This window comes from Geodermatophilus sp. SYSU D00708 (genome assembly GCF_054050115.1).
Genome location: NZ_JBJGYS010000011.1, coordinates 68,717 through 83,783, shown reverse-complemented (window position 1 = coordinate 83,783; position 15,067 = coordinate 68,717). Strand labels below are relative to the sequence as shown.

Genomic DNA, 15,067 nt, shown 5'->3' with positions numbered 1-15,067 from the left:
GGGACCATGCCTGTCCTCCGATCGCCCCGGGCGGCCCTGGCCCTGCTCGCCGCGGCTGCGCTCCTCGTCCTGTCCGGCTGCTCGGTGGTGGTGCTGGGCCGGCCGTCCGCGGCCCAGCCCCTGCCGGACGACGTCGACCCGGGCGAGGTGGGCGTCATCGGCGCCACCGACGGGCCGATCGACCTGCTGGCGCGCAACGCCCTCGCCGACCTCGAGGACTTCTGGGCCGACCAGTTCCCCGACGTGTTCGGCACCCGGTTCGAGCCCCTGACCGGGGGCTACTTCAGCGTCGACCCCGACGACGTCGACCCGGCGGCGTACCCGCAGGGCGTCGGCTGCGGTGCGGACCCGCGCGAGGTCGAGGACAACGCCTTCTACTGCCAGGCGCCGAACACCCCGAACTCGGACTCGATCACCTACGACCGCTCCTTCCTGGGCGAGCTCGCCGACGGCTACGGGCGCTTCATCCCCGCCCTGGTGATGGCCCACGAGTTCGGGCACGCCGTCCAGGCGCGGGTGGGGTACCCCCGGGCCTCCATCGCGACCGAGACGCAGGCCGACTGCTTCGCCGGCGCCTGGACCGCGTGGGTGGCCGGGGGCGAGGCCGCGCACTCCCGGATCCGGGCGCCCGAGCTCGACGAGCTGCTGCGCGGCTACCTGCTGCTGCGCGACCCGGTCGGGACCGGCCAGGGTGAGGAGCAGGCGCACGGCTCGTACTTCGACCGGGTGGCGGCCTTCCAGGAGGGGTTCGACGACGGGCCGACCGCCTGCCGCGACCGGTTCGGCCCCGACCGCGTCTTCACGCAGGGCGAGTTCACCAGCGACCAGGACTTCGCCTCGGGCGGCAACGCGCCCTACCCCACCATCGTCTCGATCCTGGAGAGCTCGCTGCCGGAGTTCTGGGAGCGCGCCGCCACCGAGGTGTTCGACGAGCAGTTCACCGCCCCCGAGCTGCAGGCCTTCGACGGCTCGGCGCCCTCCTGCGCCGCCGCCGACGTCGACCTCGTGTACTGCCCGCCCGGGAACGCGGGCACCGACGGCGGGGTGGTCGGCTACGACGAGCAGGACCTCACCGGGCCGGCCTACGAGGAGCTGGGCGACTACGCCGTCCCCACGGCCGTGGCGATCCCCTACGGCCTGGCCGCCCGCGACCAGCTGGGGCTGCCGGCGGAGGGCGAGGAGGCGTTGCGGTCGGCGGTCTGCCTGGCCGGCTGGTACAGCGCGCAGGTCTACAACGGCGAGCTGACCGACGTCGTCATCTCCCCGGGCGACCTCGACGAGAGCGTGCAGTTCCTGCTCGAGTACGGCAACGACCCGCAGGTCCTGGGCGACCTCGACGTCTCCGGTTTCCAGCTGGTCGACCTGTTCCGGAACGGGTTCATCGAGGGCGCCCGGGCCTGCGACGTCGGGGTGTGAGGCCCGGGTCCCTCGGCCCCTGTGCGGGGTCCCGCAGTGCGGGCACGGGGGATCCTGCTAGTAGAGGGCGAGGGTGAGCTGCCGGCGGGCGTCGGCGACGCGGGGGTCCTGGTCGCCGACGATGCCGAAGAGCTCCACCAGGTGCTTGCGCGCCTGGTCCCGGTCCTCGCCGGCGGTCCGGCGGACGACGTCGAGCAGCCGGCCGAAGGCGCCCTCGACATCGCCGGTGCCGAGCAGGAAGTCCGCGGCCCGGGTCTGCGCGGTGACGTCGTCGGGCGCGGCGTCGGCGGCGGCCAACGCGTCGGGCCCGGCCTCGTCGGCGCGGCGGAACAGCTGCACCTGGCGCAGCGCGAGACCCGCGACCGGGTGGTCGGGCTCGGCGTCGACGATCGCCTGGTAGGCGGCCTCGGCGGCGGCCAGGTCGCCGCGCTCCAGGGCGGCCTCGGCGGCGTCCAGCCGCGGGTCGTCCGCCTCCGCGCCCTCGGGACCGGCCCCCGGGACGGCGCCGCCGGTGGTCGCGCGGACCAGCTCGGTGACGAACTCGCGGGCCTGCTCCTCGGGGATGGCGCCGGTGAACTCCGCGACCAGCTGGCCCTGCCAGACGGCCTTGACCGCGGGGATGCCCTGCACCCGCAGGCCCTGGGCCAGCGCGGGGTTGGCGTCCACGTCGACCTTGGCCAGCACCCAGGACCCGCCCCCCTCGGCGGCCAGCCGCTCGAGCACCGGTGAGAGCTGCTTGCACGGCCCGCACCACTCGGCCCACAGGTCCAGCACGACCGGGACCTGGAAGGAGCGGTCGAGCACCTCGGTCTGGAAGGTCGCCTCGGTGACGTCGACGACGGCCGCGCCGGGGGCTCCGGCCGGGGCGGTGGCGCTCGGCGGCGGGGCGGCCTGCGCGCGGGCCGCCGCCTCGGAGCGGGCCTTGACCGCGGCGAGGTCGACCGCGCCGGCGAGGGAGGCGGCCAACTGCGCCTGCTGCGCCTGCGCGCGGGGGTCGGGACGTCCGGGGCGGGAAGGCTGCATGACCTCGATCATCCCACCGACCTGCGCGGGGTGTCGGCCCCCGGCCTCAGGGGACGGCGGGTTCGACGTCCGCGACGTCGCCGGCGCCGAGCCGGACCCGCTTGAGGATGTCGAACAGCGTGTCGAGCTCGGCCTCGGGCAGGTCACCGAGCCCGAAGTCGAGGGCGGTGAGGGCCGCGGTGGCCTCGTCCACGACGGCCCGGCCGCGGTCGGTGATGCCGGCCAGCACGCCGCGACCGTCGGCGGGGTTGGGACGGCGGTCGACGTAGCCGGCCGACACCAGCCGGTCGATCGCGTTCGTGACGCTGGTCGGGTGGACCATCAGCCGGCTGCCGATCACCTTGAGCGGGAGCTCTCCGGTGCGGCTGAAGGTGAGCAGCACCAGCACCTCGTAGCGCGCGAAGGTCAGCCCGTGCGGCCGCAGCGCCTCGTCGAAGCGGGCGAGCAGGATCTGCTGCACCCGGAACACCGACGTGGCGGCGCGCATCGTCGCGGCCGGGCCGAAGCGCTGCTCCCACGTCTCCCCGGCGCGCTGGATGGGATCGAAGGGCAACCCCAGCGGTCGGACCATGCCCGCGACGCTACCGGGCCGCCCACAGGAGCTCCCGAGTGGCGAGCAGTCGTCCCCACTCGCTGAGTGGAGCCACGACGACTCGCCACTCGGCGTCATCCGGCCGACGCGGCGGTGATCCGGGCAACCAACTGCCCGGGCCGGCGCAGGTCCTCCGCCGTCACGAAGACGACCCGCCAGCCTGCGGCGGTGAGCCGGTTGAGCCGGTTGAGCCGGCGCCGGTCGGCGCGAACTGGCCCGGTTCGGCGTGCCAGAGCCCGTCGTACTAGACGGCCAGCCGGTGCTCGGGCCAGGTCGTCCACAGGGCTCGGCCGAGTGGCGAGCGGTCGTGGCTCCGCCTGTCAGGCGACCACGACCGCTCGCCACTCGTCGCTCGGTGCCGCCGTCCCCGGTCAGACGGCGGGCGGGGCGGGGCGCAGCGGCGGCACGTGCCGCACGCCGAAGACCTCCTTGAGCGCCACCCGGGCAGCGTTGTCCCCGCACATGCCGTGCACCGCGGGACCGGGCGGGGTCGCGGCCGAGGCCAGGTAGGTCCCCGGGATCGGCGTCTTGTAGGTGTTCCACCGCGGCACCGGCCGGGCCAGCATCTGCGGCAGCGAGGCCTCGCCGTTGGAGATGTCCCCGCCGACGTGGTTGGGGTTCCACTCCTCCATCTGGACGGCGTCCTTCGTCGCCCGGTCGACGATCGTGTCGCGGAAGCCGGGGGCGAATCGCTCCACCTGCGCCTCGATCGCCTCGGTCATGTCGACGTCGGACCCGTGCGGCACGTGCACGTAGGCCCAGAACACGTGCCCGCCGTCGGGGGCGCGGGTCGGGTCCACCACGGTCGGCTGGACGGCGAGCACGTAGGGGTGCTCGCTGGGCCGGCCGGCCGCCGGCGCGGCTTCCCCCGCCATCGTCTCGGCAAGGGTGCCGGCGATGTGGATGGTCCCGGCCCGCCGCACGTCGGGGTTCGTCCACGGCACCGGCTCGGACAGGATCCAGTCGACCTTGAACACCCCCGGCCCGTGCTTGTACCGGGCCACCCACTTCCGGTAGCCGGGGTGCACCCGGTCGCCGGCCATCGCCACGAAGGCGCCGGGCGTGGTGTCCAGCAGCACGGCCGGAACGCCGTCGAACTCGCGCAGGTCGGTGACCAGGTGGCCGGTCACCATCTCGCCGCCCTGCTGCTCGAGCGCGGTGACCATGGCGTCGGCCAGGCTCTGCGACCCGCCCTCGATCAGCGGCCAGCCGACGTGGTGGGCCAGCATGCCGAGCACCATGCCCAGGCCCGCGGTCAGCGGCCGGGAGAGGTCGAGCATGCCGTGCGCGGCAGCGCCGGCGATGAGCGCCTGCCCCTCGTCGGTGTCGAAGTACCGGCGGGCCAGCCACCGGACGTTGGGCAGCGCGTTGAGCCCGAACTTGGTGATCGCCCCGACGCTGTGCGTGGGCAGCCGGCGCAGCTGGCTGGCGAGGAAGAAGTCGATGACGTCGTCGCCGTGGTCGACGAGCGGGCCCATCAGCCCCCGGTAGGACCGGCCGTCCTCGGTCCCCAGCCGCGCGGCGGTCTCCTCGAGCGAGCGGAACGACAGTGCGGCCCGGCCGCCGTCGAGCGGGTGGGCGAAGCAGACCTCCGGGTGCAGCAGCCGCACACCGCGGCTGACCGGGTCGAACTCGCGGAAGAAGGGGGACGCCGCGGCCATGGGCTGCACCGTCGAGCAGACGTCGTGGCGGTAGCCGGGCTTGATCAGCTCCTCGGTGCGCATGCCACCGCCGGGCCGCTGGGCCTGCTCCACGACCTGCACCCGCAGGCCGGCGGCGGCCAGCCGGAGGGCGGCGGCCAGCCCGTTCGGCCCTGCTCCGACGACGACGGCGTCCGGCTTCCCGTTCACCCCGCCATCGTGCCCGCGGCAGGTCAGAGCCGCGCGGTCAGCTCGTCCGCGGCCCGGTACGGATCGGTCTCCCCCGCGAGCACCCGCTCGGCCAGGACGCCGAGGGCTGCCGACCCGCGCACCGCCGCCATCCGCTCTCGCAGGCCGGTCAGCGCGACCGCCTCGATCTCCCGCGCCGCCCGCCCGACGCGACGCCGGTGGCCCTCGCCCGAGGTCGCCAGCCACGTCCGGTGCTCCTCGACGGCGGCCAGCAGCGCGTCGACGCCGTTGTCGGACTCCCGCACGGCCACGGTCCGGCAGATCGGCGGCCGCCACGCACCGGCGGCGTCGTGCCGGCTCAGGGCCAGCACGGCCCGCAGGTCCCGCACCGTCTGGTCGGCGCCGTCCCGGTCGGCCTTGTTGACGACGAACACGTCGGCGACCTCGAGGACCCCGGCCTTGGCCGCCTGGACCGCGTCCCCCGCGCCCGGGGCGAGGAGCACCAGGGTGGTGTCGGCCAGCGCGGCGACGTCGAGCTCCGACTGCCCGACCCCCACGGTCTCGACGAGCACGACGTCGCACCCGGCGGCGTCGAGCACCCGCAGCGCCTGCGGGGTGGCCCACGCCAGCCCGCCCAGGTGCCCACGGGTGGCCATGGACCGGATGTAGACGCCGGCGTCCTGCGCGTGCGACTGCATGCGGACCCGGTCGCCGAGCAGGGCGCCCCCGGAGAAGGGGGACGACGGGTCGACCGCGAGGACCCCGACCCGCCTGCCCGCCCGCCGGTGGGCCGCGACCAGCGCGGCCGTCGTCGTCGACTTGCCGACCCCGGGCGGCCCGGTCAGGCCGATCACCTGGGCCGAGCCGCCGTACGGCGCCAGGGCCGCGGCGACCTCGCGCACCAGCGGGCCGCCGTCCTCGACCAGCGAGATCAGCCGTGCCACCGACCGGGCGTCGCCGTCCCGCGCCCCGGCCACCAGCTCCGGCACGTCGACAGCACGCCGGCCCCGCCTCCCCTGGGGGGAGGCGGGGCCGGGCGGTGGGACGGGGGTCGTCTCGGGCGCGTCCGTCACGCCCGGGCGGGCACGCGCAGGATGAGCGCGTCGCCCTGGCCGCCGCCGCCGCACAGGGCGGCCGCGCCCACGCCGCCGCCGCGGCGGCCGAGCTCGAGGGCCAGGTGCAGGGTGATCCGGGCACCGCTCATGCCGATCGGGTGGCCCAGAGCGATCGCGCCGCCGTTGACGTTGACCTTCTCGGGGTCGACGCCCAGCTCCCGGGTCGAGGCGATGCCGACGGCGGCGAAGGCCTCGTTGATCTCGATCAGGTCCAGATCGGCCGGGTCGATGCCCTCGCGGGCGCAGGCCTTGGCGATCGCCGCCGACGGCTGGCTCTGCAGCGTGGCGTCGGGGCCGGCGACGACGCCGTGCGCGCCGATCTCCGCCAGCGGGGTCAGGCCCAGCTCGGCGGCCTTCTCCGCGGACATGACCACGACCGCGCAGGCGCCGTCGGAGATCTGCGAGGCCGACCCGGCGGTGATCGTACCGTCCTTGGCGAAGGCCGGCTTGAGCCTGCCCAGGCTGTCGGCGGTGGTGTCGGGGCGGATGCCCTCGTCCTCGCGGAACTCGATCGGGTCACCCTTGCGCTGCGGGATCAGCACCGGGGTGATCTCGTCGTCGAACAGGCCGTTCTTCTGCGCGGCGGCGGCCTTCTGGTGGCTGGCCGCGGCGAACGCGTCCTGCTCCTCGCGGGTCAGCCCGTAGCGGGCGTTGGCCTGCTCGGTCAGCTCGCCCATGGCGACCTGGTCGAAGGTGTCGGAGAGGCCGTCGTGGGCCATCGAGTCGATCAGCTTGGTGTCGCCGTACTTGACCCCGGTGCGGGAGTTGGCCAGCAGGTGCGGCGCCTGGGTCATCGACTCCATGCCGCCGGCCACGACGACGTCGAACTCGCCGGCCCGGATCAGCTGGTCGGCCAGGGCGATCGCGTCGATGCCGGACAGGCACACCTTGTTCAGCGTGAACGACGGCACCGACATCGGGATGCCACCGGCCACCGCCGCGGGACGGGCCGGGTTCTGCCCCGCCCCGGCCTGCAGCACCTGACCCATGATCACGTAGTCGACCTGGTCGCCGGAGATCCCGGCCCGCTCCAGGGCGGCCTTGATCGCGATCCCGCCGAGGTCGGCCCCGGAGAAGTCCTTGAGTGAGCCCAGCAGCCGGCCCATCGGGGTCCGCGCGCCGCTGACGATGACCGATCGGGTCATGGAGGCCTCCAGTGCCGGGCCGCCTCCGCGGGCGGCCGGGGTTCGAGCTGGCCGCGGGGTGCCGCGGCCTCGGGCTGCCGCCCAGGATAGGCCCGCGCGCACCGCCGGAGACCGTGTCGCGAGAGCATGTGACTCCCGTCACATGGAACTGTCGTCTCAGACGTCTGTCCGGGAGGATCCGTCAATGACCGCCGCCGACCGCACCGGCCTGCCCGCCGGGCTGTTCACCACCATCGACCACGTGGGGATCGCCGTCCCGGACCTCGACGAGGCGATCGCCTTCTACGCCCAGGCCTTCGGTGTGCAGTCGGTGCACGAGGAGGTCAACGAGGAGCAGGGCGTGCGCGAGGCGATGCTGGCCGTCGGGGGCGGCGACACCCGCATCCAGCTCCTGGCGCCGCTCACCCCGGAGTCGACGATCGCCAAGTTCATCGGCCGGTCCGGCCCCGGCCTGCAGCAGCTGGCCTTCCGGGTGGACGACGTCGAGGCCGTCAGCGCGACGCTGCGCGAGCGCGGCCTGCGCCTGCTCTACGACACCCCCAAGCGCGGGACCGCCGACAGCCGGGTCAACTTCGTGCACCCCAAGGACGCCGGCGGGGTCCTCGTCGAGCTCGTCCAGCCCGCCGCGGGCGGTCACTGAACCCGTCCGGCCAGCGGGCTGCCGCCGTGGCTACTGAGCAGTAACGTCTCGCGCCATCGCACCGTTTCCGAGCCGACGAAGCCCCGGGAGACGCACGTGATCGAGATCAGGGACGCCATCCTCGCCGACCACCCCGAGGCCCTGGCCGGGCTGCCGGTGCCCGAGTCCTACCGGGCGGTGCTGGTCCGCAAGGACGAGCAGGACCTGTTCGCGGGCCTGCCCGCCCGGGAGAAGGACCCCCGCAAGTCCCTGCACGTCGAGGAGGTGCCGACCCCGGAGCTGGGCCCGGGCGAGGCCCTCGTGGCGGTGATGGCCTCGTCGGTGAACTACAACACCGTCTGGACGTCGATCTTCGAGCCGGTCTCCACCTTCGGGTTCCTCGAGCGCTACGGCCGGTTGCACGACCTGGCCAAGCGGCACGACCTGCCCTACCACGTGGTCGGCTCGGACCTGGCCGGCGTCGTCCTGCGGGTCGGGCCGGGCGTGCACAAGTGGTCCCCCGGCGACGAGGTGGTCGCCCACTGCCTGTCGGTGGAGCTGGAAGACCCGGCCGGCCACGACGACACGATGCTCGACCCGCAGCAGCGGATCTGGGGCTTCGAGACCAACTTCGGCGGCCTGGCCGAGCTCGCCCTGGTCAAGAGCAACCAGCTGATGCCCAAACCGGCCCACCTCACCTGGGAGGAGGCCGCGGCCCCCGGCCTGGTCAACTCCACCGCCTACCGGCAGCTGGTCTCCCCCCACGGCGCGGGCATGAAGCAGGGCGACGTCGTCCTCATCTGGGGCGCCTCGGGCGGCCTGGGCTCCTACGCCACCCAGATGGCGCTCAACGGCGGCGCGATCCCGGTCTGCGTCGTCTCCAGCCCGGAGAAGGCCGCGATCGTGCACTCGATGGGCGCCGAGCTGGTCATCGACCGCTGCGCCGAGGGTTACCGGTTCTGGAAGGACGAGGACACCCAGGACCCGAAGGAGTGGCAGCGGCTCGGCAAGCGGATCCGCGAGCTGACCGGGGGCGACGACCCCGACATCGTCTTCGAGCACCCGGGCCGGGAGACCTTCGGCGCGTCGGTCTACGTCGCCAAGAAGGGCGGCACCGTCGTCACCTGCGCCTCCACCAGCGGCTACCTGCACCAGTACGACAACCGCTACCTGTGGATGAACCTCAAGCGGGTCATCGGCTCGCACTTCGCCAACTACCGCGAGGCCTGGGAGGCCAACCGGCTCATCGACCGGGGGCTGATCCACCCGACGCTGTCGAAGGTCTACCCGATGGAGGAGGTCGGCCAGGCCGCCTGCGACGTCCACCGCAACCTGCACCAGGGCAAGGTCGGCGTCCTCACCCTCGCCCCCGAGGAGGGCCTCGGCGTGCGGGACGCCGCCAAGCGGGAGCGGCACCTGACCGCGATCAACCGCTTCCGCGGCGTGTGAGGGAGGACCTCCCGCAGGGCCCCGCCCCGGGGACGTAGCGCGTTCCCAGGCGGGACTGGCACGCTTCAGGGAAGCGCTGCCCGACCGACCCCGGTCCCCCGACTCTGCGAGGATGAACGCATGGACGATCCCCGCCGCGACCTGCTGCCCATGCGTGAGGCCCAGCACTCGTTCGACGTGGTGCTGCGGGGCTACGACCGGCACCAGGTGGCCGAGACGATCGAGCGGCTCGAGGCCGACATCCGCGTGGCGCTCGCCGACCGCGACGCCGCGATGAACCGGTCCGCCGACCTCGCCGGTCAGCTGCAGGCCCTGCACGGGGAGATCGACGCGCTGCGGCGCAAGGCGGCCTCGGCGGGCCCGCCCACGTTCGAGAACATGAGCGAGCGCATCTCGCACATGCTGCGGCTGGCCGAGGAGGAGGCCGCCGACATCCGGCGGGCCGCCGAGCAGGACGCCCAGGCGGTGCGGGAGCAGACCGCCGCCGAGGAGCGGGCCATGCACGAGCGGCACGCCGCCGGCCAGGCCGAGGTGGAGCGGATGATCGCCGAGGCCCGCCACAACGCCGAGCAGATCGCCACCAAGGCCCAGATCCGCGCCGACGAGCTGGTCAGCAAGGCCCAGGAGAAGGTGGCCCGGCTCGACGCCGAGTCGCAGGCGCGGCGGACCAAGGTCGAGGAGGACTTCGAGATCGCCCAGCGGGCCCGCCGGCAGGAGGCGGCGCGGATCGACGAGGAGCGCGACCGCACCTCCGCCGAGGCCGCCCGCCAGCGCATCGCCGCGGCCGAGAAGCACGCCGCCCAGGTGGTCGGCGAGGCGGAGGCCACCGCGGCGGCGATCCGCGCGGTGCGCGACGAGCTCACCGGCCGGCTGGTCGAGGCCCGCCGGGTGCTGGAGAAGCTGCCCGACCTCGGCGACCGCAGGCCCGAGGCCCCCACCGGCCAGCGGCCGCCGGTCCCCGCGCAGGACCGACCGCAGCCCGGTCCCCGCCAGCCCGCGCCCCAGGCCGGCGGACCGCAGACCGGCGCGCCCCAGGCACCGTCCCAGGCGCAGGCCCCGGCGGGTCCGGCCCAGCCGCAGGCACCGCGCAGCACCGCTCCCGAGCCGGTGGGCCCGCCGACCGCGCAGCAGCCCGCGGTCGGCCCGCTGACCGGGCAGCAGCCCGCCGTCCGGCCCACCACCGCCCCGCAGCCGGCGGTGCGCCCGGGCGAGCCCCCGCACGCCGGCAGCGGGGAGGCGGCCGCGGCCCGCCAGCCGACCCGTCCCCCGGCCGCGCAGCCCCCGGCGCCCGGTCAGCAGGGCCCGGCCCAGCAGCCGGCCTCCGGGCAGTCCGGCTCCCCGTCGCCGCAGCAGACCCAGCTGATCCAGCCGGTGCCGTCCGGCAGCACCGCCGCGTCCGCCAGCGCCGCCGCGGACACGCCGCGGACCGACCCGCCGACGCTGGTGCAGCCCGCCGTCAAGCCCGACGGCGCCGACACCGGCAGCCAGCCGGTCACCCCCAGCCGGCGCTGAGCGGCGCGGGGCCGGGTCCCCGGCGGCCCGCGCCGTCGAGGACCGGCCGGAGGAGTGCGACCGCCCGCCTGCTGGTGGTCGTGCTCCTCGCCGTGCTCGCTGCCGGCCTCGCGCCGAGTGCCGCTCCCGCGGCGGCGGAGGACACCGGCCTGCTGCGGGTGGCGCACCTGTCGCCGGACACGCCCGCGGTCGACCTCGCCGTCGACCCGCGGGGGCGGCCGGGCGCCGGGACCGCCGTGACCGACGTCGGCTACGGCGACCTCTCCGACCACCGGGAGCTGGCCGCGGGGACCTACGCGGTCAGCGTCCGCACCGCCGGCGGCGACCCGGCCGCCCCGCCGCTGCTGTCCACCACGGTGGAGGTGCCCGCCGGAGGCGCCCGCACGGTGGCCGCGGTGGGCGGCTTCGCCGACCTGCGGCTGACCGTCCTCGACGACGACCTGTCGGCCCCGCCGACCGGTTCCGCCCGCGTCCGCGTGGTGGACGCCGCGCAGAGCGTGCCCTCGCTCGACGTCACCACCGCCGACGGCACCGCCCTGGCGACGGGCCTGGCGTTCGCCGCCGCGGGGGCTCCGGTCCCCGTGCCCGGCGGTCCCACGACCCTGCAGGTGGCCGCCGGCGGTGCGCCGGCCGCCGTCCCGGCCGACCTGGCGGCGGGCTCGGTGTACACGGTGCTGGTCCTCGACCGGCCGGAGGGCGGGCTGGAGGTGCGGACGGTCCTCGACGCCGCCGGCGCCGCCGTCGTCCCCACCGGTGGCGTGGAGACCGGCGCGGGCGGGACGGCGGGCACCTCGCCGGGCCTGGCCGTGCTGGCCGCCGGCGCGCTCGTCGTGGCGGGCGTGCTGCTGTGGCCGCGGGCGCAGCGCCGGTGAGCGTGCTGTCCGCCGTCCGCCGGCTGCTGGCCGCCACCGCGCTCGTCGCCGGCGCGGTCGCGCTGCTCTCCCCCGCCGGGCCGGACCCCGCTCCGCCCACCCCGGTCGTCGCCGCGGCGGTCGCCGACCCCGCGGCCGAGCCGGTCCGCCTGCGCATCCCGGCGATCGGGGTGGACACCGCCCTCGTGCGTCTCGGGGTGGACGCCGACGGCGCCCTGGTGCCCCCGGCCGCGTTCGACCGGGCCGGCTGGTTCCCCGGCGGGCCGGCCCCCGGGGACGTCGGCCCGGCGGTGCTGGCCGGGCACGTGGACTCGCGCACCGGGCCTGCGGTCTTCTGGCGGCTGCCCGACCTGCGCCCCGGCGACGAGGTGGCGGTCGACCGCGCCGACGGGACGGCGGTGCGCTTCACCGTCACCGGGGTGAGCCGCTCCCCCAAGGCCGACTTCCCGACCGAGGCGGTGTACGCGCCCACGCCGCGGGCGGAGCTGCGGCTGGTCACCTGCGGCGGCGACTTCGACCGCTCCCGCCGGAGCTACACCGACAACGTCGTCGTCTTCGCTCGGGCGACGTGAGGCCCCGTCCAGAGCGTGCGAAGGGTGGGGCCTCCTCCTACCGACGGCGGCCGCGCGCCCGCCAGCAGGCGGTGTGCCAGTGCCGGCGGCGGTCGGCCGCCGACTCGGTGTCCCAGGGGTCGAGGTCGGAGTCGCGGGCGTAGGCCGGCCAGGTCACCAGGTGCGGCGTGCCGGGACGGATCTCCTGGTCGCAGCCGGGGCAGCGGTAGGTCTTGCCGGTCGCCGAGCCGGTCAGCGAGCGCACCACCCAGTCGCCGTCCGCCGCCTCCTCGACGGGGTCGGAACGGCGGACGGGGTCGCGGCCGGGAGACCGCGACCCGCCGCGTCCGCTCCTGCGGGCCACCGACTCAGCGGGCGACGTGGTCGCGGAACCCGCGGCCGGTCTTGCGGCCCAGGTACCCGGCGGTGACCAGGTGCTCGAGCAGCGGCGCCGGCGCGAAGCCGGGCTCGCGGAACTCGACGTAGAGCTCCCGCTCGATGGCGAGGGCGACGTCGAGACCGACCACGTCGAGCAGCTCGAAGGGGCCCATCGGGTAGCCGCAGCCGACCTTCATCGCCGCGTCGATGTCGTCGGCCGTCGCGTAGTGCGCCTCGAGCATCTTCACCGCGTCGTTGAGGTACGGGAACAGCAGCGCGTTGACGATGAACCCGGCGCGGTCGGTGCAGGACACCGGGTGCTTGCCGAGCGCGCGCGCGACGGCGTGGGCGGTCGCCGCGACGTCCGGCGCGGTCGCGATGGTCGAGACCACCTCCACCAGCTTCATGACCGGGGCAGGGTTGAAGAAGTGCAGGCCCACGACGTCGGCCGGGCGGCCGCTCGCCTGCGCACACTCGATCACCGGCAGGCTCGACGTCGTCGTGGCCAGCACGGCGCCGGGCTTGCAGATCTCGCCGAGGTTGGCGAACAGCGCCTGCTTGACGCCGAGGTGCTCCACGACGGCCTCGATGACCAGGTCGACGTCGGCGAGGTCGTCGAGCGAGGTGCTCGCGGTGACCCGTCCCAGCGCCTCGTCGCGGGCGGTCTCCTCCAGCCGGCCGCGGACCACCTGCTTGTCCAGCGACCGGCCCAGCGCGGCCTGCACTCCCTCGGCCTTGTCCAGGGTGCGGGCGACGAAGACGACCTCGTAGCCGGCCTTGGCCACGACCTCGACGATGCCGGTCGCCATCGTGCCCGAGCCCACGACACCGACCCGGTGCACCGATCGGGCGCCCTCGGCGGCCCCGCCCTCGGCCGGGGTCAGGGCGTCGGGGACGACCTGGGCGGAGTCGCGGTCGGCGTAGGTGTAGAAGCCGCGGCCGGTCTTCCTGCCCAGCAGCCCCGCGGTCATCATCTGCTTGATGACCGGGGTCGGCGCGTGCAGCCGGTTGCGCGACTGCTTGTACATCGTGTCGAGGATCTCGTAGGCGGTGTCGATGCCGATGAGGTCCATCAGCGCCAGCGGGCCCATCGGCAGGCCGCAGCCCAGCCGCATGGCCGCGTCGATGTCCTCGCGGCTGGCGTAGTGGTTCTCGTACATCGAGACCGCGTGGTTGAGGTAGCCGAACAACAGCGCGTTGGCGATGAACCCGGCCTTGTCGCCGATGGTGACGTCGACCTTGCCCAGCCGGGTGGCCAGCGCCTCGACGTCCTCGACCACCGACGGCTCGGTGACGACGGTGCGCACCACCTCGACCAGCTTCATGACCGGCGCCGGGTTGAAGAAGTGCATGCCGATGACCTTGCTCGGCCGGCCGGTGGCCACCGAGATCTCGGTGACCGACAGGCTCGAGGTGTTGGTCGCGAGGATGGTGTCCGGCGGGCAGATCTCGTCCAGCGCGGCGAAGATCTCGCGCTTGAGCTCCATCCGCTCGGGGACGGCCTCGACGACGAGCTCGGCCTGAGCGAGGTCCTCCAGCGACGTGGTGAAGCGGATCCGCTCGAGGATCGCGTCGCGCTCGGCCTCGTCGAGCTTGCCGCGCTGCACCGCGCGCCCGGTGGAGTGCGCCAGGTGCTCGCGCCCGCGGGCGACCGCCGCGTCGTCGACGTCCACCGCGGTCACCGACAGGCCGGCCCGGGCCAGCACCTCCGCGATGCCGGCGCCCATCGTGCCCAGCCCGACGACACCGATCTCGTTCAGTTCCCTGGCCACGCTGCCATCTCCCTCGAGAGCCGGTGCCCCGGGGCACCGTCGTCCGGAATCGGGGCGAGTCTCCCACTCGGGCACGGCCTCCGGGACGGCGGCCTACCGATGGGTAACCGCTAGAACAGGCGCTCGGAGGGGTCGTCGGTGCCCTTGAGGACGGCGTAGTCGACCGTCACGCAGTCGATGCCGCGGTCGCCGGCCAGCACCCGGGCCTGCGGCTTGATCTCCTGCGCGGCGAACACCCCGCGGACCGGCGCCAGCAGCGGGTCGCGGTTGAGCAGCTCCAGGTAGCGGGTCAGCTGTTCCACGCCGTCGATCTCCCCGCGCCGCTTGACCTCCACCGCGACGGTGCCTCCCGCGGCGTCGCGGCAGAGGAGGTCCACCGGGCCGATGGCGGTCGGGTACTCGCGGCGGACCAGCGACCAGCCCGCCCCGAAGGTCTCCACGTGCAGGGCCAGCAGCCGCTGCAGCTCGGCCTCCACGCCGTCCTTCTGCAGCCCCGGGTCGACGCCGAGCTCGTGCGACGAGTCGTGCTCGACGGACTCGATGGTGATGATCAGCTGCTCGCCGGCCTTGTTGGTGATCGTCCAGGAGCCCGACCCGTCGGTCAGGTCCTCCTTGAACGAGCAAGGTGGGGTCATCCAGTTGAGCGGCTTGTAGGCGCGGTCGTCGGCGTGCACGGAGACCGAGCCGTCCGCCTTGACCAGCAGGAGGCGGGGTGCCATCGGCAGGTGGGCGGTCAGCCGCCCGATGTAGTCGACCGAGCAGCGGGCGATGACCAGGCGCACGGGGTCCGACGG

At 75.0% G+C, this 15,067-nt stretch carries 14 protein-coding genes; 6 read left to right on the top strand and 8 right to left on the bottom strand.

What is annotated here, in order from left to right:
* The first annotated feature begins 6 nt into the window (after positions 1 to 6).
* Entirely contained in the window at positions 7 to 1,416 is a 1,410-nt protein-coding gene (locus tag ACI79D_RS11530; RefSeq protein WP_456918545.1) for a neutral zinc metallopeptidase, read from the top strand.
* A gap of 57 nt (positions 1,417 to 1,473) precedes the next feature.
* Here ACI79D_RS11530 and ACI79D_RS11525 read toward each other — a convergent pair whose 3' ends face one another.
* From ACI79D_RS11525 to ACI79D_RS11505, 5 genes are all read right to left on the bottom strand, one after another.
* A complete protein-coding gene (locus tag ACI79D_RS11525; RefSeq protein ID WP_456918544.1) occupies positions 1,474 to 2,439 on the bottom strand; it encodes a tetratricopeptide repeat protein in 966 nt (321 codons plus the stop codon).
* A gap of 46 nt (positions 2,440 to 2,485) precedes the next feature.
* Positions 2,486 to 3,010, bottom strand: coding sequence for a MarR family winged helix-turn-helix transcriptional regulator (locus ACI79D_RS11520; protein ID WP_456918543.1), 525 nt, complete (start codon positions 3,008 to 3,010; stop codon positions 2,486 to 2,488).
* Positions 3,011 to 3,402: 392 nt separating this feature from the next.
* Positions 3,403 to 4,881, bottom strand: a complete 1,479-nt coding sequence (locus ACI79D_RS11515; RefSeq protein WP_456918542.1) for a phytoene desaturase family protein — start codon at positions 4,879 to 4,881, stop codon at positions 3,403 to 3,405.
* A 23-nt stretch (positions 4,882 to 4,904) separates the two neighbouring features.
* A complete protein-coding gene (gene meaB / locus ACI79D_RS11510; protein ID WP_456918541.1) occupies positions 4,905 to 5,849 on the bottom strand; it encodes a methylmalonyl Co-A mutase-associated GTPase MeaB in 945 nt (314 codons plus the stop codon).
* Between the two features lie 80 nt (positions 5,850 to 5,929).
* Complete coding sequence (locus tag ACI79D_RS11505; RefSeq protein ID WP_456918540.1) at positions 5,930 to 7,120, bottom strand: acetyl-CoA C-acetyltransferase; 1,191 nt, start codon at positions 7,118 to 7,120, stop codon at positions 5,930 to 5,932.
* Positions 7,121 to 7,304: 184 nt separating this feature from the next.
* Here ACI79D_RS11505 and mce point away from each other — a divergent pair, with 184 nt between their 5' ends.
* The 5 genes from mce (at position 7,305) to ACI79D_RS11480 (ending at position 12,144) form a co-directional block, all read left to right on the top strand.
* Positions 7,305 to 7,760, top strand: coding sequence for a methylmalonyl-CoA epimerase (mce, locus tag ACI79D_RS11500; protein WP_456918539.1), 456 nt, complete (start codon positions 7,305 to 7,307; stop codon positions 7,758 to 7,760).
* A 96-nt stretch (positions 7,761 to 7,856) separates the two neighbouring features.
* Positions 7,857 to 9,188, top strand: coding sequence for a crotonyl-CoA carboxylase/reductase (gene ccrA / locus ACI79D_RS11495; RefSeq protein ID WP_456918538.1), 1,332 nt, complete (start codon positions 7,857 to 7,859; stop codon positions 9,186 to 9,188).
* A gap of 120 nt (positions 9,189 to 9,308) precedes the next feature.
* The gene (locus ACI79D_RS11490) at positions 9,309 to 10,700 is read left to right on the top strand and encodes a hypothetical protein (RefSeq protein ID WP_456918537.1); all 1,392 of its coding nucleotides are present in this window, start codon (positions 9,309 to 9,311) and stop codon (positions 10,698 to 10,700) included.
* A gap of 80 nt (positions 10,701 to 10,780) precedes the next feature.
* Entirely contained in the window at positions 10,781 to 11,572 is a 792-nt protein-coding gene (locus ACI79D_RS11485; protein ID WP_456918536.1) for a DUF4397 domain-containing protein, read from the top strand.
* Positions 11,569 to 12,144, top strand: coding sequence for a class F sortase (locus tag ACI79D_RS11480; RefSeq protein WP_456918535.1), 576 nt, complete (start codon positions 11,569 to 11,571; stop codon positions 12,142 to 12,144). Before ACI79D_RS11485 ends, ACI79D_RS11480 begins: the two co-directional genes overlap by 4 nt.
* A gap of 37 nt (positions 12,145 to 12,181) precedes the next feature.
* On the opposite strand, the gene ACI79D_RS11475 is transcribed toward ACI79D_RS11480, so the two are convergent.
* The 3 genes from ACI79D_RS11475 to nucS all read right to left on the bottom strand — a co-directional run bounded on the left by ACI79D_RS11475 (position 12,182) and on the right by nucS (position 15,055).
* Positions 12,182 to 12,487: a hypothetical protein gene (locus tag ACI79D_RS11475; RefSeq protein ID WP_456918534.1), complete on the bottom strand. Its 306-nt coding sequence runs from the start codon at positions 12,485 to 12,487 to the stop codon at positions 12,182 to 12,184.
* Between the two features lie 4 nt (positions 12,488 to 12,491).
* Positions 12,492 to 14,273 (bottom strand): 3-hydroxyacyl-CoA dehydrogenase family protein, encoded by a 1,782-nt coding sequence (locus tag ACI79D_RS11470; RefSeq protein ID WP_456918533.1) that lies wholly within the window; start codon positions 14,271 to 14,273, stop codon positions 12,492 to 12,494.
* A 110-nt stretch (positions 14,274 to 14,383) separates the two neighbouring features.
* Complete coding sequence (nucS, locus tag ACI79D_RS11465) at positions 14,384 to 15,055, bottom strand: endonuclease NucS (RefSeq protein WP_456918532.1); 672 nt, start codon at positions 15,053 to 15,055, stop codon at positions 14,384 to 14,386.
* Positions 15,056 to 15,067: the final 12 nt, after the last annotated feature.